Genomic DNA, 23974 nt, shown 5'->3' with positions numbered 1-23974 from the left:
GCTCTCACCGGAGACGCCCTGCTACTTCGTCTACACGTCAGGAAGCACGGGCCGACCGAAGGGCATCGTCATGTCCCACCGGGCGGTGGGCAACATGCTGCGCTGGTTGCTGGAGCGCACGGTGGACCCGAAGGCGACGACGCTGCAGTTCGCCTCGCTGAACTTCGACGTGTCGTTCCAGGAGCTGTTCGGCACGTGGTGCCTGGGTGGCAAGGTGCTGCTCATCACCGCGGAGCTGCGCCGGGAGCCGCTCGCGATGCTGCGCTACATGCGCGCGCACCACGTCGGGCGGCTCTACCTGCCCTTCGTGGCATTGCAGGCGCTGTGCGAAGCGGCCTGGCAGGAGGAGCTGCTCCCGCCGTTGATGGAGGTGGTGACGGCGGGGGAGCAGCTCCAGGTGACTCCGGCGCTGGTGTCCTTCTTCGAGCGACTTCCCGGGTGCGTGCTGGAGAACCAGTACGGCCCATCCGAAGCGCACGTGGTGACGGCGTGGCGCGCGCGCGGCGCACCCTCGAAGTGGCCCGCGTTGCCGCCGGTGGGCGTGCCCATCCACAACGCGCAGATCTACGTGCTCGACGAGCGCGGTGAGCCGTGCCCGGTGGGCGTGGCCGGCGAGCTGTACGTCGGCGGCGCGAGCGTCGCGCACGGCTATCACGGCAGACCGGAGCTGACGGCGGAGCGCTTCCTCCCGGACGCACTGAGTGGGCTGTCCGGAGGGCGGCTGTACCGGACGGGGGACAAGGCGCGCTGGCTGGGGGACGGCAATATCGAGTTCCTCGGCCGCCTGGACGGACAGGTGAAGGTGCGCGGCTTCCGGGTGGAGCTGGGCGAGGTGGAGGTGGCGCTCCGCGCGCTGCCGGGCGTGAAGGACGCGGCGGCGGCGGTGGACGTGGGGACGAAGCGGCTTGTCGGCTACGTGGTGCAGGGCGCGCACGATGCGTGGGATGCGGAGGCGCTCAAGCGGCAGCTCGGGCGCGCACTGCCCGAGTACATGGTGCCCTCCGTGCTGGTGCGGCTGGAGGCGCTGCCCCTGGCACCCACCGGGAAGGTGGACCGCAAGGCGCTGCCTGCGCCGGACATCACCCGCCAGGAACTCGGGAGCGGCTACGAGGCGCCGCGCAACGCGCTGGAGCAGCAGTTGGCGCAGGTCTGGGAAGAGGTGCTGGGCGTGCGTCCCGTCGGCGTGAGGGACGACTTCTTCGCGATGGGCGGACACTCGCTGCTGGCGACCCGGGTGGTGTCACGGCTGCGCGAGGCGCTGGGTCGCGAGGTGCCGGTGCGCCTGTTGTTCGAGTCGCCCACCGTGGCCGCCCTGGCGGAGCGACTGCACGAGCTGGCTCGGAGCGCGCCGCCTCCGCAGCGGCCTGCGCTGGTGCCCGCGCCGAGGCCGGAAGAGCTGCCGCTCTCCTTCGCGCAGCAGCGCCTGTGGTTCCTGGGCCAGCTGAACGCGGGCGGGGCCACGTACAACCTGCCCTTCATCCTGCGGCTGACGGGACGGCTGGACGTGGCGGCGCTGGAGGGCGCCATCGCGCAGGTGGTGCGCCGGCACGAGGCGCTGCGCACGACCTTCACGGAGGTGCAGGGCCAGCCGGTGCAGCGAGTCGTACCGGAGCTGGCGGTGCCCGTGCCGGTGGAGGACCTGGAGGCGCGGGACGGCGAGACGGTGGAGGACGCGCTGCGACGCCGCGTGGTGGACGCGTTCCACGGAACCTTCGACCTGGAGCACGGCCCGCTGCTGCGCGCGGTGCTGCTGCGCGTGGCGGCCGAGGAGCACGTGCTGGTGCTGGTGGTGCACCACATCGTGGCGGACGGCTGGTCCATGGGCGTGCTGTGCCGCGACCTGGAAGCGCTGTACGCGGCGAACGTGACGGGGCAGCAGCCGGCGCTGGAGCCGCCCGCGGTGCAGTACGCGGACTACGCGGTCTGGCAGCGCGACTGGCTGAAGGGCGAGGTGCTGGAGCAGCAACTGGCGTGGTGGCGTGAGCAGCTCGACGGCGCGCCTTCCGTGCTGGAGCTGCCTGGAGATCGGCCGCGCCCGGCGGTGCAGACGTTCCGGGGCGAGAGCCTTCCGGTGAAGCTGTCCCCCGAGCTCGGCGCGGCCCTGCGGGAGCTGAGCCGGCGTGAGGGCGTGACGCTGTACATGACGCTGCTCTCGGCCTTCCAGGTGCTGCTGGCGCGCTACAGCGGGCAGTGGGACGTCGTCGTCGGCTCGCCGATTTCAGGCCGCACGTCGAAGGAGGTGGAGGGGCTCGTCGGCTTCTTCGTCAACACACTGGCCCTGCGCGCGCGCATGGATGCCCGCTCCTCGTTCCGTACGCTGCTGCGCCAGGTGAAGGAGACGGTGCTGGGGGCCTTCGCTCACCAGGACCTGCCCTTCGAGAAGCTGGTGGAGGACCTGCGTCCCGAGCGCGACTTGAGCCGCTCGCCGCTGTTCCAGGTGCTCTTCACCCTGCAAGGGTTCTCTCCCACCGTGACGCTGCCGGGCCTCACCGCGCGCACGTGGGACTTCGCCAGCACCATCGCCAAGTTCGACCTCGAGCTGCTGCTCGTCGACGCCTCGCAGGACGAAATCGCCGGCCAGCTCATCTACAACGCGGACCTCTTCGAGCCGTCCACGGTGGGCCGGATGGCGGACTGTTTCCTCGCGCTGCTGCGGGGACTGGTGGCCGAGCCGAACGCGCGGCTGGGTGCGCTGCCGCTGCTGCCGGCCGCCGAGCGTCTGCGCGTCCTGGAGACCTGGAACGCCACCGAGGTGGACTTCCCGAGGGACGCCTGCGTCCACCACCTCTTCGAGGCGGAAGCGGCGAGGCGCCCCGACGCGGTGGCGCTGGAGTTCGGCGACGAGCGGCTGACGTATGCGCAACTGGACGCGCGCGCCAACCAACTCGCCTGGGCGCTGATGCAGCGGGGCGTGGGCCCGGACACGCTGGTGGCGGTGTGCCTGGAGCGCTCGGTGGAGCTCATCGTGTCGCTGCTCGCCATCCTCAAGGCGGGCGGCGCGTACGTGCCCCTGGAGTCCAGCTACCCGGCGCAGCGACTGGAGCAGATGCTGGAGGACTCGCGCCCGCGACTGCTGCTCACCACGCGCGCGCTGCTCGGGCAACTGCCGGCGCAGGCGCTGCCGGAGCTGATGCTGGTGGAGGAGGAGCGGTTGGCGTCGCGGCCGGAGATGGCGCCGCGCGCGGCGGTGGGCGGGCGGAACCTGGCCTACGTGGACTTCACGTCGGGAAGCACGGGGCGCCCGAAGGGCGTGGCCGTGGAGCACCGGGGCGTGCTGCGGCTGCTGTACGGCGCGCCCTACGCGCGGCTGGGCCCGGAGGAGACGTTCCTGCTCATCGCGCCCATCTCCTTCGACGCCTCCACGCTGGAGGTGTGGGGACCGCTGTGCCTCGGAGGGAGGCTGGTGGTCTTCCCGCCGCGCTCCCCCAGTGACCTCGACCTGCTGACAGAGGTGCTGACGCGGCACGGAGTGACGTTGCTGCACCTGACGGCGGGCCTGTTCAGCCAGATGGTGGACCTGCGCATGGAGGGCCTGCGGGGCGTGCGGCAGTTGCTGACGGGCGGAGACGTGGTGTCCGCGCCGCACGTGAGGAAGACGCTGGAGGAGCTGCGCATTCCAGTGACGGCCTGCTACGGCCCGACGGAAGGGACGCTCTTCACGTCCACCCACCGCATGACGCGGCTGGAGGACGTGGGGACGGCGGTGCCCATCGGCCGGCCCATCGGAAACACGCAGGTGTACGTGCTGGACGCTGGCTTCGAGCCGGTGCCGCCAGGCGTGGCCGGAGAGCTCTTCATCGGCGGAGACGGGCTCGCGCGCGGCTACCTGCGCCAGCCGGACGTGACGGCTGACCGCTTCATTCCCAATCCCTTCAGCCGGGTTCCGGGAGAACGGCTGTACCGCACCGGAGACCTGGCGCGCTGGCGCGGGGACGGAGTGCTGGAGTTCCTCGGCCGGCGCGACAGCCAGGTGAAGGTGCGCGGCTACCGCATCGAACTGGCGGAGGTGGATGCCGCGCTGCTGCGCTGCCCCGGGGTGAAGGAGGGGCTGGTGGTGGTGCGCGAAGGCGTCGGCGGCAAGCGGCTGGTCGCGTACTACGTCGAGTCGCCGGGACAGTCCCTGAGCGCGGCGCAGGTGCGGGAGGCGATGAAGGGGGCGCTGCCGGAGTTCATGGTGCCCTCGGCCTTCGTGCGGCTGCCCGCGCTGCCGCTGACGGCGAACGGGAAGGTGGACCGCAAGGCGCTGCCCGCGCCGGAGGCGGAGGGCTCGGGCGAGGCGGGCTCATCGGCGCCTCGGACGGCGATGGAGGAGGTGGTGGCGGGCATCTGGGCGCCGCTGCTCGGCCTGGAGCGCGTGGGGGTGGACGACAACTTCTTCACGCTGGGCGGGCACTCGCTGCTGGCGACGCGGGTGGTGTCTCGGCTGCGCGAGGTGCTCGGCCGCGCCGTGCCGGTGCGCCTGCTGTTCGAGGCCCCCACCGTGGCCGCGCTCGCCGAGCGGCTGGATGGACTGCGAGGGGAGCAGGACTTCAAGGCGCCACCCCTGGTGCCGGCGTCGCGGCAGGGCGCGCTGCCGCTGTCGTTCGCGCAGCAGCGGCTGTGGTTCCTGCGGCAGCTCGACACGGACGGCTATGCGTACAACGTGCCCTTCGTACTGCGGTTGAAGGGACGGCTGGAGGTGGCCGCGCTGGCGCAGGCGATGGCGCAGGTGGTGAGGCGGCACGAGGCGCTGCGGACGACGTTCGCCGAGGTGCAGGGCCAGCCCGTGCAGCGCATTGCTCCGGAGCTGACGGTGCCCGTGCCGGTGGCGGACCTGGACGTCCGGGACGGGGAAGAGGTGGAGGCCGCGCTGCGGCGGCGTGTGGTGGGGGCGACGCAGACGCCTTTCGACCTGGAGCACGGACCCCTGTTGCGCGCGCAGTTGCTGCGCGTGACGGCCGAGGAGCACGTGCTGGTGGTGGTGCTGCACCACATCGTGGCGGACGGCTGGTCCATGGGCGTGATGTCCCGCGAGCTGGAGGTGCTCTACACGGCCGCCATGGCGGGTGAGGAAGCCACCCTCGAAGCTCCGCCGGTGCAGTACGCGGACTACGCCGTATGGCAGCGCGCGTGGCTGAAGGGCGAGGTGCTGGAGCAGCAATTGGCCTGGTGGCGCGAGCAGCTCGATGGAGCGCCGGCCGTGTTGGAGCTCCCCCTCGACAGGCCCCGCCCCGCGCTGCAGACGTTCCGGGGCGCGACCCTGACGGCGAAGCTGTCACCGGAGCTGAGCGCGGGGCTCAAGGAGCTGAGCCGGCGCGAGGGCGTGACGCTGTACATGACGCTGCTGGCCGGCTACCAGGCGCTGCTGGCGCGCTACAGCGGGCAGTGGGACATGGTGGTGGGCTCGCCCATGGCGGGCCGCACGGTGAAGGAGACGGAGGGGCTCATCGGCTTCTTCGTCAGCACGCTGGCGCTGCGACTGCGAGCCACCCGGGAGCAGAGCTTCCGCGAGCTGCTGCACCACACGCGCGAGGCGGTGCTGGGTGCCTTCGCGCATCAGGACGTGCCCTTCGAGACGCTGGTGGACGACCTGCGGCTGGAGCGCGACTTGAGCCGCTCGCCCCTGTTCCAGGTGGCCTTCGCACTCAACGGCCCCGCGCCCATTCCTGCCTTCCCCGGGCTTACCGCGGCGACGGTGGACTTCGATCCGGGCATGGCGAAGTTCGACCTCGCGCTCTCGGTGCGGGAGGACGAGGACGGGCTGACGGGCCTCTGGGAGCGCAACACCGCGCTCTTCGATGAGGTGACGGTCGCCCGCATTGCAGAGCACTTCGCACGGCTGCTGGAGGTGGTCGTCGCGCGCCCGGAGGCCGTGCCCGGCACGCTGCCACTGCTCAGCGAGGCGGAGCGGCATCTCGTCCTCGTGGAGTGGAACGCGTACCGGACGGAGTATCCGCCGAACGTGCCCGTCCCCGAGGGACTCGAAGTGCCGGAGGAGCCGAGGCCGGAGGCACGCGTCTACGTGCTGGACGAGGCGCTGGAGCCGGTGCCCGTGGGCGTGTGGGGCGCGCTGTGGCTCGGAGGCGCACGGCTCGCGGGCGTGGCGTCCGAGGTGGAGCGGTTCGTTCCTGATTCGCTGTGGGGCGAGCCGGGAGCAAGGATGTACCGCACCGGCGTCTTCGGACGCTGGCGGCCGGGTGGAACGCTGGAGGTCCGCGAGCGCCTCGACGCACCGGTGAAGGTGAAGGCCCCGCGCGCGGGTGGCCGCCGCATGGCCCTGTCCGTGCTCGAAGCCGCGGCGTCGGCGCCGGAAGGACACGTCGCGCCACGGACGGCGATGGAGCGCCTGGTGGCCACCACCTGGGCGCCGCTGCTGGGACTGCGGCACGTGGGTGCGGAAGACCACTTCTTCGAGCGGGGCGGTCACTCGCTGCTCGTCATGCAGGTGGTGTCGCGGCTCAAGGAATCCCTGGGCCGCGACGTGCCCGTGCGGTTGCTCTTCGAAGCACCCACGGTCGCCATGCTGGCCGAGCGGCTCCAGGAACTGGTGAAGGGCGCGCCCGAGTCGCGACGGCGGCCGCTGATGCCCATGCCAGTGGGAGAGGACGCGCTGCCGCTGTCCTTCGCGCAGCAGCGCCTCTGGTTCTTCGACCGGCTCCAGCCGCAGAGCCCGCTCTACAACATCCCCCTGGCGCTGAGGCTGGAGGGCGCGCTCGACGTGCCCGCGCTGGAGCGCAGCCTCGCCGAGTTGGTGCGGCGTCACGAGTCGTTGCGGACGACGTTCCATCAGGACGTGGGAGGCGCCGTGCAGCGCATCGGCGCACCCACGCCGCTGCCGCTGCCGGCGGTGGACCTGCGCGACGTGCCCGAGGAGCTGCGCGAGCAGGAAGTCGCGCGGCTGAGCAGTGAGGACGCGCGGCGTCCCTTCGACCTGGAGCGGGGGCCGCTGCTGCGCGCCACGCTGCTGCGGGTGAAGGACGAGGAGCACGTGCTGGTGCTGGTGGTGCACCACATCGTGGCGGACGGCTGGTCCATGGGCGTGCTGTCCCGGGAGCTGGGGACGCTCTACGCGGCGCAGGTGAAGGGAGAGGAAGCGGGGCTGGCGGCGCCGCAGGTGCAGTACGCGGACTATGCGGTGTGGCAGCGCGCGTGGCTGAAGGGCGAGGTGCTGGAGGAACAGCTCGCGTGGTGGCGCCAGCAGCTCGAAGGCGCCACCGGGGTGCTGGAGCTTCCCATCGACAAGCCCCGACCGGCGGTGCAGACGTTCCAGGGCGCGTGGCACGCGGTGCGCCTGCCCACGGAGCTGAGCGCGGGGCTGAAGGAGCTGAGCCAGCGCGAGGGCGTGACGCTGTACATGACGCTGCTGGCGGGCTTCCAGGTGCTGCTGGCTCGCTACAGCGGGCAGTGGGACATGGTGCTCGGCTCGCCGATTTCAGGCCGCACGGCGAAGGAGGTGGAAGACCTCATCGGCTTCTTCGTCAACACGCTGGCGCTGCGCATCCGCGCGACGGGGACGATGAGCTTCCGCGAGCTGCTGCACCAGGTCCGTGAGACGGTGCTCGGCGCCTTCGCGCATCAGGACGTGCCCTTCGAGACGCTGGTGGATGCACTGCGTCCGCGGCGGGACTTGAGCCGCTCGCCCCTCTTCCAGGTGGTGTTCGCGCTGCAGAACGCGCCGACGTCGGGGCTGTCGCTGCCGGGGCTGAAGTCGCGGCTGGTGGACATCGACGCGAAGACGTCCAAGGTCGACCTCGCGCTGTCGCTGCGCGAGTCGCCCGAGGGGCTCGACGGCGCCATCGAATACAACACCGACCTCTTCGAGGTCTCCACCATCGAGCGGCTCGCGCGGCACCTGGAGCGCCTGCTGCAAGCCGTGGTGGCCGAGCCCACGCGAGGGCTGCGCGAGCTGCCGCTGATGAGCGACGCGGAGCAGGCGCGGGTGCTGGCCTGGGGTGGCAGCGAAGCGCCCTTCGAGGGTGACTGCATCCACCGCCTGTTCGAAGCGCAGGTGGCGAGGACGCCGGACGCCGTGGCGCTGGAGATGGAGGGCCAGTCGCTCACCTACGCCCAGCTCGACGCGCGCGCCAACGCGCTGGCCGGCGTGCTGCGCCAGCGGGGCGTGGGGCCCGAGGTGCTGGTGGGCCTGTGCGTGGAGCGCGGCATGGACCTGGTGGTGGGCATGTTCGCCACCCTCAAGGCGGGAGGTGCCTACCTGCCGATGGACCCGGACCATCCGCCGGAGCGGCTCGCGTACATGCTGGAGAACGCGCGCGCGGCGCTGCTGGTGACTCGCGAGCGGTACGCGTCCCGGCTGTCCTATCGCGGGCCCACACTGTTGCTCGAGGACGGCGTGGTGCCTGTCCCGGCGGAGCCCTGGCGGCCCGTGCGTGAAGTCACGCCGCGAAACCTCGCCTACGTCATCTTCACCTCCGGGAGTACGGGGCGCCCCAAGGGCGCGCTGCTCGAGCACCGGGGCGTGGCCAACCTCGTCGAAATCGCGCGCGAGAGACTGGGGCTCGGGCCGGGAAGCCGCGTGCTGCAGTTCGCGCCGATGAGCTTCGATGCCTCGGTGTGGGAAATCTATCCGCCGCTGCTGACCGGCGGGACGGTGTGCCTGGCCCGCCGCGAACAGGTGGCCCCGGGCGAGCCGCTGGCCGAGCTGCTGGCTCGCGAGCGCATCACCGTGGCGACACTGCCGCCGTCGGTGCTGGCGGTGCTGCCGGACGTGGAGCTGCCGGAGCTGAAGGTCCTGGTGTCCGCGGGCGAGGCCTGCACGGCGGACCTGGTGTCGCGCTGGGGCCAGGGCCGGCGCTTCATCAACGGCTACGGCCCGACGGAGAGCACGGTGTGCACCACGCTGGGCGAGTGCCGCCCGGGCGAGCGGCCGATGATTGGCACGCCGGCCCGCAACCTCGTGGTGCGGGTGATGGACGAGACAGGACACCTGGTACCGCCGGGCGTCTGGGGCGAGCTGTGTCTGGGCGGCGCAGGGCAGGCGCGTGGCTACCTGGGCCGTCCGGACCTGACGGCGGAGCGCTTCGTGCCAGACCCGTTCCGCGAGGGACAGCGGCTGTACCGGACGGGCGACGTGGTGCGGTTCCGCGATGACGGCCGGCTGGAGTACCTGCGGCGCGCCGACTCGCAGGTGAAGGTGCGCGGCGTGCGCGTGGAGCCGGCGGAAGCGCGCGAGGCGCTCGCGGAGCACCCGGGCGTGCAGTCCGTGGTGGTGATGGGGCGCGAGGACGTGCCCGGCGAGACGCGCCTGGTGGCGTACGTCGTGCCCGCGCAGGGAGAGACGCTGACGACCGACGTGCTGCGCGCGTGGCTGCGGCGCTCGCTGCCGGAGCCCGCGGTGCCCTCGGCCTTCGTGGTGCTGGACGCGCTCCCGCTGACGCCGAACGGGAAGCCCGACTGGAAGGCGCTGCCCGTACCGGATGCGAGCCGGCCCGAGCTGAGCAGCGGCTACGTGGCGCCGGAGGAGGGACTGGAGAGGGGGCTGGCGCTGCTCTGGGCGGAGGTGCTGAAGCTGGACAAGGTGGGCGCCGGGGACAACTTCTTCGACCTGGGTGGCAACTCGCTGCTCCTGCAGGCGGTGCACGCGCGCATGGATGCGCGGGTGGGCCGCAAGGTGCCGCTGGTGGAGCTGTTCCAGTTCCCCACCGTGCGTGCGCTGGCCGCGCACCTGGCGAAGGGCTCCGGGCCGGCGGACCCGCCTCCGGCAACGGCGGCCTCCGCCGAGGACAGGGCGGAGGGACGGCGCCGCCTCTCGCGACAGCGGCGCCTGCGTCCGGGCTCGGACTAGCGAATCAGCCGCGCCAGCCGCGCGCCGAGCCCCTCCGCATGGGGGGGCAGCAGCATGCTGGTGTGGTCTCCAGGGGTGACCTCCACCCGCACCGCCGCGCCGAATCGCATCCAGCCCCGCTCCGCGTGGTCGGGCTGGCCCGGGGTGGTCTCGTCGGCGAGGAAGTACTGCACCTCGCCGCCCTCCCAGCGCGGCGGCGCATACCGGCTCATGGCGACGCCATTCGCGAGCCACACGTCAATCTGCCGCCGCGCCTGTTCGAGGCTCGGGAACACGGGCTCGGTGCCCGTCTTCAGGGCGTGCTCCTGGAGCAACCGGAACTGCTCCTCCAGCGGCAGTCCGCGCAGCTGATCGGCGGAGATGGCACGGCGCACGAGGGACGACAGCAGCTCCGCGCCGTCCATGCTCCAGGAGCCGAGCTTGCTCGGCGCGGGCGTGTCGACCATCGCGCACAGGGGCACCGACTGCCCCTCCGCCGAGAGCCTGCGGGCCATCTCGTAGACAACCATGCCGCCGAACGAAGCACCCACGAGCAGGTACGGGCCGGTGGGTTGCACCTTCCGGATGACGTCGAGGTAGTGCGCCGCCATCTCCTCCACCGAGGTCTGGCACGGACGGCCCTCGGTCAGCCCCACGGCCTCGATGCCGTAGATGGGCCGCTCGGGGGAGATGCTCCGCGCGAGGTCACGGTAGAAGAGCACCTGACCGGCGGCCGCGTGCACGATGAAGACGGGCGTTCCGCGTGAGCCGGCCTGGAGCGTCACGAGGCAGTCCGGCTGCGTCTCCCTGGCTGGCGATGCGTCACGGGGGGCACCCACCCGCTGCGCGAGCTGCGCCACCGTCGGGCCCTCCAGGACCGCCCTCAGCGCGAGCCGGACGCCGAAGCGCTCCTCGATGCGCGCCGTCAGTCGCAGCGCGATGAGCGAGTCCCCGCCCAGCGCGAAGAAGTCATCGTGGATGCCCACCTCGTCGAGGTGGAACAGCTGCTGGAAGCACTCGATGAGCTGCGCCTCGGTGGCGTCGCGAGGCGGTACGGGTGCAGCCCCCTTCCTCGCTCTCCGGGGGGACGGAGATGCGGCCACGGGGCGGTGCTCGGTGGCGCGCGGGCTCGATGCCGCCGGAGCCGCCGCCTCAATCCAATACCGCTCGCGGTCGAAGCTGTACGTTGGCAGCGTCACCCGGCGGCGGCGCTCCCCGTCGCGGAAGTGCTCCCAGTCGACGGGGACTCCCGCGAGCCACGCCTCGCCGAGCGGAGCGAGCGAGCCCCCCTGCCGCGCCCCCGTGCCCGGCAGCGTGGCGATGACCGGCTGGGACGCAAGTGCCGGATGCTGGCGCGCCAGCGAGGTGAGGGTGGTGCCAGGCCCCACTTCGATGAGCGCCCGCTCTCCGGACGCGAGCACCAGGGACAGCGCGTCGGAGAACCGCACCGTCTCGCGCAGGTGCCGGCTCCAGTACGCGGGGTCCACGGCCTCGCGCTCGGTGAGCCAGCGGCCGGTGAGGCTCGACAGCAGCGGCACCGACGGAGCGCGCGGCGAGAAGCGGGAGACCAGTCGCGCGAAGTCCGCCAGGTGCGGTTCGAGCATGGCCGAGTGTCCCGCCCGCGCGTTGCGCAGCCGCTTCGACTCGAGGCCCCGTCCCGCGAGCGTCGCCTCGAAGGCCGCCAGCGCGTCCAGCGGGCCGGAGATGACACACGCCGACGGCGTGTTGATGGCGGCCACCGACAGCTCCGGGCCGAGCAGCGGCTCCACCTGTGCCACCGGCGCGAGCGCCGCCGTCATTCCTCCTGGCGGGAGCTGCTCCAGGATGCGACCGCGCGCCACGACGAGCTCCAGCGCCTCTTCGAGCGTGAAGACTCCCGCGAAGCACGCCGCCGCGTACTCGCCCATCGAGTGGCCGAGCAGCGCTTCCGGCTCGACACCCCATGAGCGCCACAGCTGTGCCAGCGCCCACTCGCAGGTGAACAGCGTGGGCTGCGCCCACAGGGGCCGGTCCAGCTCACGGCTCGCGGCATCGAAGCGCTCGGGGCCCGCGAACATCAGCTCGCGCGGGTCGCTTCCGAGGTGACGGCGAATCAGCTCCGCGCACTGGTCCACGGCTTCGCGGAAGGCGGGCTCCTTCAGCAGCTCGGCGCCCATGTTCACCCGCTGGGGGCCCATGCCGGGGAAGAGGAAGACGGCACCGCGCCGCTCGGTGTCGTCGAAGGTGGTGGGGGCCTTGCTGGCGTCGCTGGCGGTGAGCCGCGCGGCGGCCTCGTCCTTGCGGCTCGCGGTGACGAAGCGCCGCCAGCCGAAGCGGTTGCGCCCGACCTGGAGCGTGTGGGCCACGTCAGGCAGGGACTCGGAGGCGTGGCCCAGGTGCTCGGCCAGCTCGGAGCTCATCCGCTCCAGCGCTTCCTCGGAGCGGGCGGACAGGAGCAGCAACTCCTCTTCGCGGCGAGGCGGGTCGGCCGGTGGCAGGGCCGGTGCTTCTTCGAGCACGGCGTGGGCATTGGTGCCGCCGATGCCGAACGAGCTCACGCCCGCGCGCCGGGGCAGCGGCCCATTCCAAGGGCGCGGCTGGCTGACGACGTAGAAGGGGCTGCCCTCCAGCTCCAGCAGGGGATTGGGCCGGGTGAAGTGCAGGGTGGGCGGCAGCAGCTTGTTCTCGAGCGCGAGCACCGCCTTGATGAGCGCGGCGACGCCGGCCGCGGCATCGAGGTGACCGATGTTGGTCTTCACCGAGCCCAGGCCCACGGAGCCCGGCGCCACGCCCCGGAACACCTGCTTGAGCGCGGAGACCTCGACGGGGTCTCCCAGCGGGGTGCCGGTGCCGTGGGCCTCGATGTACGAGAGCGTCCTGGGCTCGACGCCGGCCAGGGCCTGGGCGTCGGTGATGGCGGCAATCTGTCCGGACACCGAGGGGGCACCGAAGCCCGTCTTGTTGCTGCCGTCGTTGTTGATGGCCGTGCCGCGGATGACGGCGCGGATGGGGTCGCCATCCGCGAGCGCATCGGCGAGCCGCTTGAGCACCACCACCGCGACGCCGTTGCCGGGCACCGCCCCCGTGGCCTTCTCGTCGAAGGCCCTGCAGCGGCCGTCGGAGGAGGAGATGCCTCCCAGTTGCGCGCGATACGCCTGGAGTTGCGGTGACCGCACGGCCGCCCCCCCCGCGAGCGCGAGGTTGCACTCCCCCGCGAGCAGCGACTGACAGGCGAGGTGGATGGCGGTGAGCGACGTGGAGCACGCCGTCTGCACGGTCATCGCCGGCCCGGTGAGGTTGAGTTTGTAGGCAACGCGCGTCGCGAGGAAGTCGGGGTTCGTCCCGAGCGCGCTCTCCATCAAGTTACTGGAGCGCTCCTCCATGTTCGGCAGCACGTTGCGGAGCAGGTAGGTGCTCAGTGTCGCGCCCGCGTAGACGCCCGCGTGCAGCGGGCTGGAGCGCACCGCGTAGCCGGCGGACTCGAGTCCCTCCCACGCGCACTCCATGAAGAGCCGATGCTGCGGGTCGAGCTGCTCGGCCTCGCGCGGCGAGTAGCCGAAGAAGGCGGCGTCGAAGAGCTCGGGGTTCTCGACGATGCCGGCCGCCGCCACCCAGCCCTCTTCCGCGGGCATGCCCGCCTTCGCGCGCTGCTCGGCGTCGAGGACGGTGACGGAGTCCACGCCCGAGGCGACGTTGGACCAGAAGCGGCGGACGTTCGGAGCGCCCGGAAAGCGAAGGGCGATACCTACGACGGCGATGGCCCCCTCGTCGGGCGACGCGTCGAGCGCGGTGTCGTGCATGCGCCTGATTAGAGCATACGTAGTTATCCTGGCTAAACGTGACTAGCGTGTGAGCTTTGAAAGTTATTCTGCGTGAACACACCGGAGGCTGACGGTGTGACGGGCAGGAAAGCCACCGGGACACGGAGTGCCGAAATGCACGCGCACGGGGTGAAGCGGTCGGGAGCGGGTCGTGGGTTGCCAGCGCTGACACCTGCTCCGCGAGGCGTCGCGTTGCCGATGTCCTTCGCCCAGCAGCGGCTGTGGTTCCTGGCGCAGGTGGACGCCGGTGGCTTCTCCTACAACGTGCCCTTCTTCGCGCGGCTGAAGGGGTCGCTGGACGTGGCCGCGCTGGAGCGCGCGCTCACGGAGCTGGTGCGCCGGCACGAGGTACTGCGCACCACGTACGCGGAGGAGGGTGGGCAGCCGGTGCAGCGGATTGCACCGGAGGCGGCGGTGGTGGTGCCGCTGACGGTGGAGCCTCTGGAGGGCGAGTCCGAGGCGGCACTGCGCGCGGAACAGGAGACGCGGCGGCCGTTCGACCTGGAGTCAGGGCCGCTGCTGCGCGCGAGGCTGCTGCGGCTGGGGCCGGAGGACCATGCGCTGCTGCTGATGCTGCACCACATCGCGTGCGACGGGTGGTCGCTGGAGGTGATGGAGCGGGAGCTGCGCGTGCTCTACGCGGCGTTCAGCACGGGCGCGGCCCCGGTGTTGCCGGCGCTGTCGGTGCAGTACGCGGACTACACGCTGTGGCAGCGCGGGTGGCTGAAGGGCGACGTGCTGGAGGAGCAGCTCGCATGGTGGAAGGCGCACCTCGCGGGGGCCTCGCCCGCGCTGGAGCTTCCGACGGACCGACCGAGGCCGCCGGTGCAGTCCTTCGTGGGAACGACGCTGCGGATGCCGCTGCCGCCGTCGCTGTCCGCCGTGGTGAAGGACGTGGCGCGTCGCGAGGGCGTGACGCCGTTCATGCTCTTGCTGGCGGGCTTCCAGGCGTTGCTGTCTCGCTACAGCGGACAGCGCGACGTCGTGCTGGGCACGCCGATTTCAGGGCGCAACCGGCGCGAGCTCGAGGGGCTCATCGGCTTCTTCGTCAACACGATGGCCCTGCGCATGGACGTGGAGGGCGAGGAGACCTTCCGGAGTCTGCTGGGTCGCGTCCGCCAGGCGTGCCTGGGCGCATATGCGCGCCAGGATGTGCCGTTCGAGTCGCTGGTGGACGCGCTGCAGCCCGCGCGTGACCTGAGCCGCTCGCCGCTGTTCCAGGTGATGTTCGTCCTGCAATCCGCCCGCCCCCTGCCGTCCCTACCCGGGCTGGATGCGAGCGAGGTCGACTTCGACGCCGGCATGGCGAAGTTCGACCTGACGCTGTTCATGCGGGAGACGCCGGACGGCTGGCTGTGCATCTGGGAGTACAGCACGGCCCTCTTCGACGAGGCGACGGTGCAACGGCTGGCGGGATACTACGTGCGCCTGCTCGAAGCGGCGGTAGCACGTCCCGAGACACGAGTCGGTGAGCTCCCACTGCTCGGGGCCGAGGAGCGCCGACAACTTGTGGAGGAGTGGAGCGGGCGCGTCGACGCGGAGTACACGCCGGGCCTGATGCACCGCTGGGTGGAAGCGCAGGTGGCGCGCACTCCGGATGCAGTGGCAGTGACGGACGGGCACGAGGCGCTGACGTACGCGCAGCTGGAGTCCGAGGCCAACCAGCTCGCGCACCACCTGGTGGCGCTAGGTGTGGAGCCGGGCGGCACGGTGGGACTGTGCCTGGAGCGCAGCAGCCTGAAGATGCCGGTGGCGGTGCTGGCGACGCTCAAGGCGGGAGCGGCGTTCCTCCCATTGGACGCGAGCTACCCGGCCGAGCGACTGGCGCAGATGCTGGAGGACACGGGCGCGCCGGTGGTGCTGGTGCAGGGGCGTCTGGACGAGGCGCTGCCTCGCGGGCTCCAGGCGAAGGTGGTGCGGCTGGAGGAGGAAGCGCAGGCGATTGGCGCGAGGCCCAGGCACGCGCTCGCGATGCGGCTCTCACCGGAGACGCCCTGCTACTTCGTCTACACGTCAGGAAGCACGGGCCGACCGAAGGGCATCGTCATGTCCCACCGGGCGGTGGGCAACATGCTGCGCTGGTTGCTGGAGCGCACGGTGGACCCGAAGGCGACGACGCTGCAGTTCGCCTCGCTGAACTTCGACGTGTCGTTCCAGGAGCTGTTCGGCACATGGTGCCTGGGCGGCAAGGTGCTGCTGGTGGGAGAGGTGCAGCGGCGAGACCCGGTGTACCTGCTGCGGCTGATGGTGGAGCACGGGGTGGGGCGGCTCTACCTGCCCTTCGTGGCGTTGCAGGCGCTGTGCGAGGTGGCGCAGCTGGAGCCGCGCCTCCCTCCGCTGAATGAGGTGCTGACGGCGGGAGAGCAGCTCCAGGTGACTCCAGCGCTGGTCGCCTTCTTCGAACGGCTGCCCGGGTGCGTGCTGGAGAACCAGTACGGCCCGTCCGAAGCGCACGTGGTGACGGCGTGGCGCGCGCGAGGCGCACCCTCGAAGTGGCCCGCGTTGCCTCCGGTGGGCGTACCCATCCGCAACGTGCCGGTCTACGTGCTGGACGAGCGCGGTGAGCCGAGCCCGGTGGGCGTGGTCGGCGAGGTGTACGTCGGAGGCGCGAGCGTCGCGCACGGCTATCACGGCCGACCGGACCTGACGGCGGAGCGCTTCCTCCCGGATGCACTGAGTGGACTGCACGGAGGGCGGCTGTACCGGACGGGCGACAAGGCACGCTGGTTGGGAGACGGCAACCTGGAGTTCCTCGGCCGGCTGGACGGACAGGTGAAGGTGCGTGGCTTCCGGGTGGAACTGGGCGAGGTGGAGGTTGCACTTCGCGCGCTGCCGGGCGTGAAGGACGCGGCAGCGGTGGTGAAGCAGGAGGAGGGTGGAGCGAAGAAGCTGGTGGGCTACGTGGTGCAGGGCGCGGGCGAAGCGTGGGACGCGGAGGTGCTCAAGCGACAGCTGGGGCGCCGCGTGCCCGAGTACATGGTGCCCTCCGTGCTGGTGAAGCTGGACGCGCTACCGCTGGCACCCACCGGGAAGGTGGACCGCAAGGCGCTGCCGGCCCCGGACACCAGTCGCCAGGAGCTGAAGGGTGGCTACGAAGCGCCGCGCGACGCGCTGGAGCAGCAGTTGGTGCAGGTCTGGGAAGAGGTGCTGGGCGTGCGGCCCGTCGGCGTGAGGGATGACTTCTTCGCGCTGGGTGGCCACTCGCTGCTAGCCATCCGCCTGCTGGCGCGCATCCGGAGCAGCCTGGGCCGCACGCTCCCCGTGGCGGCGCTGTTCCAGCAGGCGACGGTGGCGCACCTTGCGGGCCTGCTACGCGAAGAGGCCGCGCAGTGGTCTCCGCTGGTGCGGCTGAAGGCGGGACACCAGCGGCCCTTCTTCTGCGTGCACCCCGTAGGCGGCACGGTGCTGAGCTACACGGAGCTCGCGCGGCTGCTCGGGCCGGAGCAGCCTTTCTACGGATTGCAGGCGCGAGGGCTCGAAGGGGAGGCGCCACCCTGCGAGACCATCCCCGAGATGGCCGCGCTGTACCTCTCCGCGCTGAAGGCCGTGCAGCCTCGCGGGCCGTACCTCCTGGGCGGTTGGTCGATGGGCGCCAGCATCGCGTGGGAGATGGCCTGCCAGCTCCAGCGGCAGGGCGAGTGCGTGGAAGTGCTCGTGCTCATCGACGGCTTCGTCCGTCCCTTCGACGGAGGGGAGACGCCTCCGGACCTTGCAGAGGCCCTGCGCTTCGGCGCGCTGTTCTACAAGGACCTGCTGCAAGCCGCGGGGCACGCACTGCCGCTGATGGACGAGGCGCTCTCACGCATGGCGCCGGAGGAGCTGCTCCGCACCCTGGAGGAAGCGAGCCAGTCCCTCGCCACGGGCTCCCAGCCACTCCAGGCCCTGCGCAGGGTCTTCGAGCTCAACCTCCTGGCGGCATGGCGCTATGTGCCGCCGCCTTACGCCGGGCCCGTCCTCTCCATCCAGGCGAAGGGCACTACCCGCGTGCACGGCTGGGCAGAGGTGGCCACTGGAGCGCTCCAGGTCCACGAGATTGACGGAGACCACTACTCCATCCTGCGTGCTCCACATGTGGAGCCGCTGGCGTCGCTCTTGAGGAACTCACTGGCGCGGGACGCGGGAACGACCTGAGGCGCGCGGTCAGTACTTCCGCACGCTCGGCTCGGGCGACGCGCCACGGATGCGCCAGACGGTGAGCCGCTGGGAGTTGGTGTGGCTCACCACCAGGCCCTCCTGCTGCATCTGCTCCAGCAGCCGGTTCGTCTTCAACCGGTCCAGCCCCACGGACTTCGCCAGCTGGTCGCCGGGCATGCCGCTGATGTTTCGGCGCAGCTCGTTGACGATGGCGCGCTTGAACTCGTTCTTCTGGAGGCCGTCCAGGTCCTGCGTCCGCCACGCCTGGAGGATGCCCGCGGCGATGATGACCAGCGTCAGTATCGCTACCGCCGGGTAGATGATGTGGCTGTTCTGCTCCAGCACCTCGAAGTAGCTCGGGGACAGGGAGGAGTCAGGCTTCGCGTAGTCCGGCGCGGGCTGCTGCGTGAGCAGGACATTCAACAGCATCATCGACGGGGAGGTCATCGCCACGGCCCGGACTCTAGGGGGAGCCCTCCTCTGCCGCAACCGGCCGTAAACGCCGCGGCCCCGGCGTCCTCTCGTGGGAGGAGCACCGGGGCCTCGAGTCGATTCAATACCGTGAGTCCGGGTCAGACGGCGCCGATGGCCTCGGTGGCGCCCTCGGCGAACAGCGTGGTGTCCGCCTTGGCCAGCAGCGACGCCAGGCCCTCGCGCTTCGCCGCGCTGATGGCCACGCCGCCCCGGGTGCGCAGCAGCGACTCCACCTCTTCCGGCGTCAGCTTGTCCGCCTTGTTCCACACCATCAGGCGCGGCTTCTCCATCAGCCCCAGCGACTCGAGGATGTTCTCCACCGCCTCCACCTGGTCGTCGTAGCTCGGGTCCGCCGCGTCCACCACGTGCAGCAGCAGGCTGGCGTCGTACAGCTCCTCCAGCGTGGCGCGGAAGGCCGCCACCAGGTCCTTGGGCAGGTCGCGGATGAAGCCCACCGTGTCGGTGATGATGACCTCGCGCTCCTGCGGGAAGCGCAGTCGCCGGCTGGTCGGGTCCAGCGTGGCGAACAGCTTGTCCTCCGCCAGCACCTCCGCGTTGGTAATCGCGTTGAGCAGCGTGGACTTGCCCGCGTTGGTGTAGCCGACGATGGAGATGACCGGCAGCTCGCGCCGGTTGCGCTGGGCGCGCCGCACGCTGCGCTCGCGGCTGACGGCGTCGATGCGCTTCTCCAGGTTCGTAATCCTGTCGCGCACCCGGCGTCGGTCGATTTCGAGCTTCGTCTCGCCAGGGCCTCGCCCGCCGATGCCACCCGCGAGCCGGCTGAGCGAGTCGTCGCTCTGCACCAGCCGGGGCAGCCGGTACTTCAGCTGCGCCAGCTCTACCTGGAGCTTGCCCTCGGCGCTCTGCGCGCGCTGCGCGAAGATGTCGAGGATGAGCTGCGAGCGGTCCAGCACCTTGAGGCTGGTGGCCTCGCCGATGTGGCGCCCCTGCGACGGGGTGAGGTCCTTGTCGAAGATGAGCAGGTCCACCATGGACTGCATGGAGCGCAGGTTCAGGTCCTCCAGCTTGCCGCGGCCGATGAGGTAGCGCGGGTCCGCCTCGCGGCGCACCTGGAGCACGCTGTCGATGACCTCCACGCCCGCGGTGCGCGCCAGCTCCTTCAGCTCCGCGAGGCTGGCCTCGGCCTTGCCGCGGTTGCCGTCCAGGCACACCGCCACGAGGATGGCCTTCTCCCGGCCCCCGACGGTGCGGGCGGCCGCCTTGCGGTTGAACTCCTCCTCCAGCGCGCCCAGCGTGTCTGTCAGGTCCGGCTGCTCCCCGTGGACGGAGGGCAGCGTGCTGACGTGCCAGAACTCCCCGCTGCCGTTCTCCGGCACGAGGTACGCGTAGTGGAGCACGCCGGGCAGGCCCTCCTCGCCCACGCCGATGGCGGCCACGCAGTCCAGGCGCAGCAGCGCGAGGTCCGTCAGGTCGTCCTTCGTCAGGGGCTCGCTCTTGAGGTGCGTGTGGACCAGGCGAAGGCCACGCAGACGAATCTGGCCCGCGCGGGCGCGGCCGATGTCCGGCAGCTCGAGCTTGTGCGCGTTGCCCACCACCACATGCTCGATTTCGCCCTTGCGGTTGATGAGCACACCCACCTGCCGGTTCGTCTCACGCGACAGCTCGGTGAGGTGGCGGGCAAGCTCGGGCGACACGATTTCGTGCGGCGACACGCGTCGCCGGAAGGTGTTTCGCAGCCGGTGCTGCTCGCTCGACTTCAGGCCCAGGGTGTTGCCGTAGATTTCCTTCAAACCGTCTCTCCTGGCGGAGGCCTCCGGGCCCCCACGCATCCGGAACTCTATATGGCCACCCGCGCGGTGGGTTTCATGGCGCGGTTCGTTCCGAAAACCGCGACCGGTGTGAACGCACGGCTGACGCGCGTTTCTTCCATTTCTGACCTACGCTGCCGGACGTGAGTCCGATTTCCGCTGGCCGCACCGCCCTGCGAGCCGCCCGTCGCGTGGTGGTGAAGATCGGCACCAACGCGCTGACGAACGCCACCGGGCGCTTCAACCGCGACCATTTCGATGCGCTGGGCCGGGATTTGTTGTGGGCCGCGCAGGGCCGCGAATTGGTGGTCGTCTCCAGCGGCGCGATTGCGCTGGGCGTGGAGCGGCTGGGGCTGCCGGCCCGCCCCAAGGATATTCCCGGCAAGCAGGCGTGCGCGGCGGTGGGGCAGAGCCGCCTGATGCAGGCCTACGAGGAGACCTTCAGTGGGGCGGGGCGAGCGGTGGCGCAGGTGCTCCTCACGCACGAGGACGTGCAGGACCGGCGCAGGTACCTCAACGTGAAGCACGCCCTGGAGCGACTGCTGGCCGCGGGCGTGGTGCCCGTCATCAACGAGAACGACACCGTCTCCGTGGACGAGCTGAAGTTCGGCGACAACGACACGCTCGCCGGGCTGGTGGCGGGCGTGGTGGAGGCCGAGGCGCTCGTCCTCCTCTCGGACGTGGAGGGGCTCTACACCGGCGACCCGCGCCAGGACGACGGCGCGGAGCTGATGCTCGCGGTGGAGCAGGTGACACCCGAGGTGCTGGCCCTGGCCGGCGGCACCACCAGCGGCGTGGGCACCGGCGGAATGGCCACCAAGGTGCGCGCCGCCGCGCGGGCCACCGAGTCCGGCATCCGCTGCGTGATTACGTCCGGCGCCGTGCCCGGCCGCCTGCGGCAGGTGCTGGAGGGCGAGCCCGTGGGCACCCTCTTCGAGCCCATGGGCAGCCGCCGCAGCGCCCGGGCCGCCTGGATTGCGCATGCCCTGCGGCCGCGCGGGAGGATCAGCGTGGACGCGGGAGCGCGTGAGGCCATCGTCACTGGCAAGCGCAGCCTGTTGCCCAGCGGCGTGCGCGGCGTGGAGGGCGACTTCGGCCGGGGTGACCCGGTGGACCTGTCCGACGAGTCCGGCGCCGTGTTCGCCCGGGGGCTCGCCGCCTACGACGCGAATGAATTGCGACGCATCGCGGGCCGGCGCACGGGGGACATCGAGGCGGTGCTGGGCTACCGCTACCTGGACGAGGCGGTGCACCGCGACGACCTGGCGGTGCTCTAGGAAGCGGCGGGGCAGGGCGCCTTCGCTAGATGGAGGAGGTGGAGGAGCCCTTGTCGGAGTCCTCGCCCAGCTGCATCAGCGCGCGGAACTCCGGCGAGTCCACCTTCATCAGGAGCAGATGCACTTCGAGCTCGCCCGGCACCCGGCCGAGCTGGAGCTTGCGCTCCTGCCCGTGGAGGAGGGCCAGCTCCGAGTGCCCCGCGGCCTCCGGCAGCTGCAGATCCAGCTGGAGGAGGAAGGAGTCACCCGAGGCCTTCGGCGTGAGGATCAGCCGGTAGTCGGGAAGGGGTGCGCCCGGGCGGCGGCGCTCGGCGCGCAGGGTGCGGCCCGTCTCGCCCAGCAGCTTCGGGGTGGCCACCACGCGGCCCTCGCGGCGGACCTCCACCGCGAAGTAGAGCGGCTCGGCCCTGGCGGCGGCGGGACTCACGACGGAGCACAGCCCCACCAGCAGCGCCAGTCCGGCAACCATGTTACGGACGAGGGAGGTGCGGCCCATGGTGAGGTCCCTTCGAAGCACCCTCGCTGCGTCGGCCGCGCAGCGTCCGGCCGGACACCGCCTGCCACCGGTGCTTGTCACATCTTCAGACGTCCCAGGAATATCCCAGTCGCGCCCCGAGTGCGAGCCCCCCGTCCCGGGTTGTCCTCTTCCGGGCTGAGGACCTCCGGACATACAGGCGATTACCTGCTTGTTTGTTCAGTCGGGTCCGGATATCCGACCGGACGCGAGCGGACGCGCCGCCTGTTTCTCATCATCACGTTCACCGAATTGACCTCCCGGGGCTCGCCCGGCATCGTGGCCGACCTTCCGAATGGAACGCACCGAACGCATCCTCGACCTCGTGGCCCTTCTGCTCGACGCGCGCGAGCCCATCTCATGGGCCGAGCTGCGCGAGCACTTCCCCTCTGACTACGGAGGCTCCGACGACGCCGCCGAGCGCAAGTTCGAGCGTGACAAGGCGGAGCTGGTGGAGCTGGGCTTCCCGCTGACCTACGTGCAGGGCGACGACGAGCGGAGGGACGGCTACATCGTCGACCGCGACGCCTACTACCTGCCGGAGGCGGACCTCACCAAGGAGGAGCTGGCCGTGCTGTACGCCGCCGGCTCCGCCGCGCTCGCCTCGGGGGCCTTCCCCGGCCGGGACGACCTGGCACATGCGCTGCGCAAGATTGGCTTCTTCGCCGGCGAGTCGCTGCCCACGCCTCGCGTGCGCATGGAGCTGGGCGCCGTGCAGGAGGGCGAGGAGAAGGAGGTCTCCGCCCGCCTGGAGCAGCTCTGGGATGCGTGCGCCTCGCGCAAGTGGGTGGAGCTGACGTACGCCAGCCCCAAGCAGCCCACCACCACGCAGCGCAAGGTGGACCCGTATGGCCTGGCGCTCCGTCGTGGCGTGTGGACGCTGGTGGGCCACTGCCACCTGCGCGGCGGCCTGCGCACGTTCCATGTGCACCGCGTCCGCGAGCTGAAGGTGAACACCGCCCGCCCGCGCACGCCGGACTTCCAGGTGCCGGAGGACTTCACGCTGGACGCCCACGTGGCGTACTTCCCGTGGCAGCACCGCTTCCACGAGCCGATGGAGGTGACGCTGCGTCTGTCGGGCGCGCTCGCCTCGCGCGCCGGCAGCCTGTTGCCCGGTGCCATGCTGGAGCCGGCGGAGGAGGGCGTGGTGCGCGCCCGCATGCGGGTGTCGTTCCTGGACGGCCTGGTGCGCTTCTGCCTGGCGCTGGGACCGGACTGCCGCGTGGAGGGCCCGGAGAGCGCCCAGGCGCGGCTGAAGGACATGGCCACGCGCATCCTGGCGCGCCACGAGGACCCGCAGGAAACGGTGAGCGCATGAGCAACGTCCATGAGCGGCTCCGCCGCCTGCTGTTCCTCGTCCCCTACGTCTCCAAGCACCCCGGCGTCACGGTGGAGGCGCTCGCGAAGGCGCTCAACATCAGCCGGGAGGACCTGCTGGAGGAGCTGGACCTGCTCACCTGCGTGGGCCGGCCGCCCTTCAACCCGGACGACTACATCGACATCTACGTGGACAATGACCGCGTCTACGTGGACCTGGATCAGCGCCTCTTCGCGCCGCCCCGGCTGACTCCGGGTGAGGCCGCGGCCCTGGCCGCCTCGGCGGAGCTGTTGCGCCCGGCCGCCGGGGACGCGCTGCAGAGCGCCCTCCAGAAGCTCGAGCGCATCCTCCCGCCCTCCACCCGCGAGCGCTACCGGGAGATGTACCGGAAGATCGACGCCTCGGCGGAGGCGCCCCAGGCGCTGGCGCCCCTCACCCGCGCCATCATCGAGCGGCTGGAGGTGACGTTCGCCTATGCCACTCCGGGTCGTGCGCCCGAGTCACGCAGGGTGCGGCCATACGAGCTGCTCAGCCACCGCGGCCAGTGGTACCTCCAGGGCTTCGACCACATGCGCCAGGACGCGCGCCTGTTCCGGCTGGACCGGATGGAGGACATCGCCGTCACGGACACCGCCTTCCTCCCGCCGCCGGACGCCCGGGCGGACGTGCCCAACCCGGCGCGCAGCCGCACCGAGATTTCCGTGCGCGTGCGCTTCTCCCCGGTGGCCGCGCCCTATGTGAAGGAGCGCTTCGGCCGGGACGCCCGCCCGCTCGCGGACGGGGGCGTGGAGGTGCTGGTGGCGGGCGACAGCGAGCGCTGGCTCACCCAGTGGGTGCTGTCTTTCGGAGGCGAGGCCCAGGTCATGGAACCCGCCAGCGCGCGGGCCGCCGTTGCCCGGGCGGCGCGTGCCTCGGTAGGATAGTAGCC

9 protein-coding genes are annotated in these 23974 nt (G+C 71.4%); 5 read left to right on the top strand and 4 right to left on the bottom strand.

The features are described from left to right. On the top strand, nt 1-9781 hold a 9781-nt coding region (locus G4D86_RS53860; RefSeq protein WP_163996202.1), incomplete at its 5' end, for a non-ribosomal peptide synthetase. On the opposite strand, the gene G4D86_RS23325 is transcribed toward G4D86_RS53860, so the two are convergent. Then, entirely contained in the window at nt 9778-13539 is a 3762-nt protein-coding gene (locus G4D86_RS23325; RefSeq protein WP_163996201.1) for a type I polyketide synthase, read from the bottom strand. The genes G4D86_RS53860 and G4D86_RS23325 overlap by 4 nt on opposite strands. 219 nt (nt 13540-13758) lie before the next feature. On the opposite strand from G4D86_RS23325, the gene G4D86_RS23320 reads away from it, so the two are divergent. After that, complete coding sequence (locus G4D86_RS23320) at nt 13759-17691, top strand: amino acid adenylation domain-containing protein (protein ID WP_163996200.1); 3933 nt, start codon at nt 13759-13761, stop codon at nt 17689-17691. A gap of 9 nt (nt 17692-17700) precedes the next feature. Here the strand turns inward: G4D86_RS23320 and G4D86_RS23315 are convergent, their stop codons facing one another. Next, on the bottom strand, nt 17701-18141 hold the full coding sequence (locus G4D86_RS23315; protein WP_163996380.1) for a winged helix-turn-helix domain-containing protein: 441 nt from the start codon (nt 18139-18141) through the stop codon (nt 17701-17703). Nucleotides 18142-18266: 125 nt separating this feature from the next. Next, nucleotides 18267-19919, bottom strand: coding sequence for a GTPase HflX (hflX, locus tag G4D86_RS23310; protein ID WP_205519695.1), 1653 nt, complete (start codon nt 19917-19919; stop codon nt 18267-18269). A gap of 161 nt (nt 19920-20080) precedes the next feature. On the opposite strand from hflX, the gene proB reads away from it, so the two are divergent. After that, nucleotides 20081-21214, top strand: a complete 1134-nt coding sequence (proB, locus tag G4D86_RS23305; RefSeq protein WP_163996198.1) for a glutamate 5-kinase — start codon at nt 20081-20083, stop codon at nt 21212-21214. A gap of 25 nt (nt 21215-21239) precedes the next feature. Here proB and G4D86_RS23300 read toward each other — a convergent pair whose 3' ends face one another. Next, the gene (locus G4D86_RS23300) at nt 21240-21710 is read right to left on the bottom strand and encodes a hypothetical protein (RefSeq protein WP_163996197.1); all 471 of its coding nucleotides are present in this window, start codon (nt 21708-21710) and stop codon (nt 21240-21242) included. A 313-nt stretch (nt 21711-22023) separates the two neighbouring features. Between G4D86_RS23300 and G4D86_RS23295 the strand changes: the two genes are divergently transcribed. Continuing rightward, the gene (locus G4D86_RS23295) at nt 22024-23046 is read left to right on the top strand and encodes a helix-turn-helix transcriptional regulator (protein ID WP_163996196.1); all 1023 of its coding nucleotides are present in this window, start codon (nt 22024-22026) and stop codon (nt 23044-23046) included. Beyond that, nucleotides 23043-23969 (top strand): helix-turn-helix transcriptional regulator, encoded by a 927-nt coding sequence (locus G4D86_RS23290; protein WP_163996195.1) that lies wholly within the window; start codon nt 23043-23045, stop codon nt 23967-23969. The genes G4D86_RS23295 and G4D86_RS23290 overlap by 4 nt, the downstream gene beginning before the upstream one ends. Nucleotides 23970-23974: the final 5 nt, after the last annotated feature.

Source organism: Pyxidicoccus caerfyrddinensis (genome assembly GCF_010894405.1).
Taxonomy (GTDB): Bacteria; Myxococcota; Myxococcia; order Myxococcales; family Myxococcaceae; genus Myxococcus; species Myxococcus caerfyrddinensis.
Note: the sequence above shows the minus strand (reverse complement) of the source record. Positions and strands in the feature narration are given on the sequence as shown.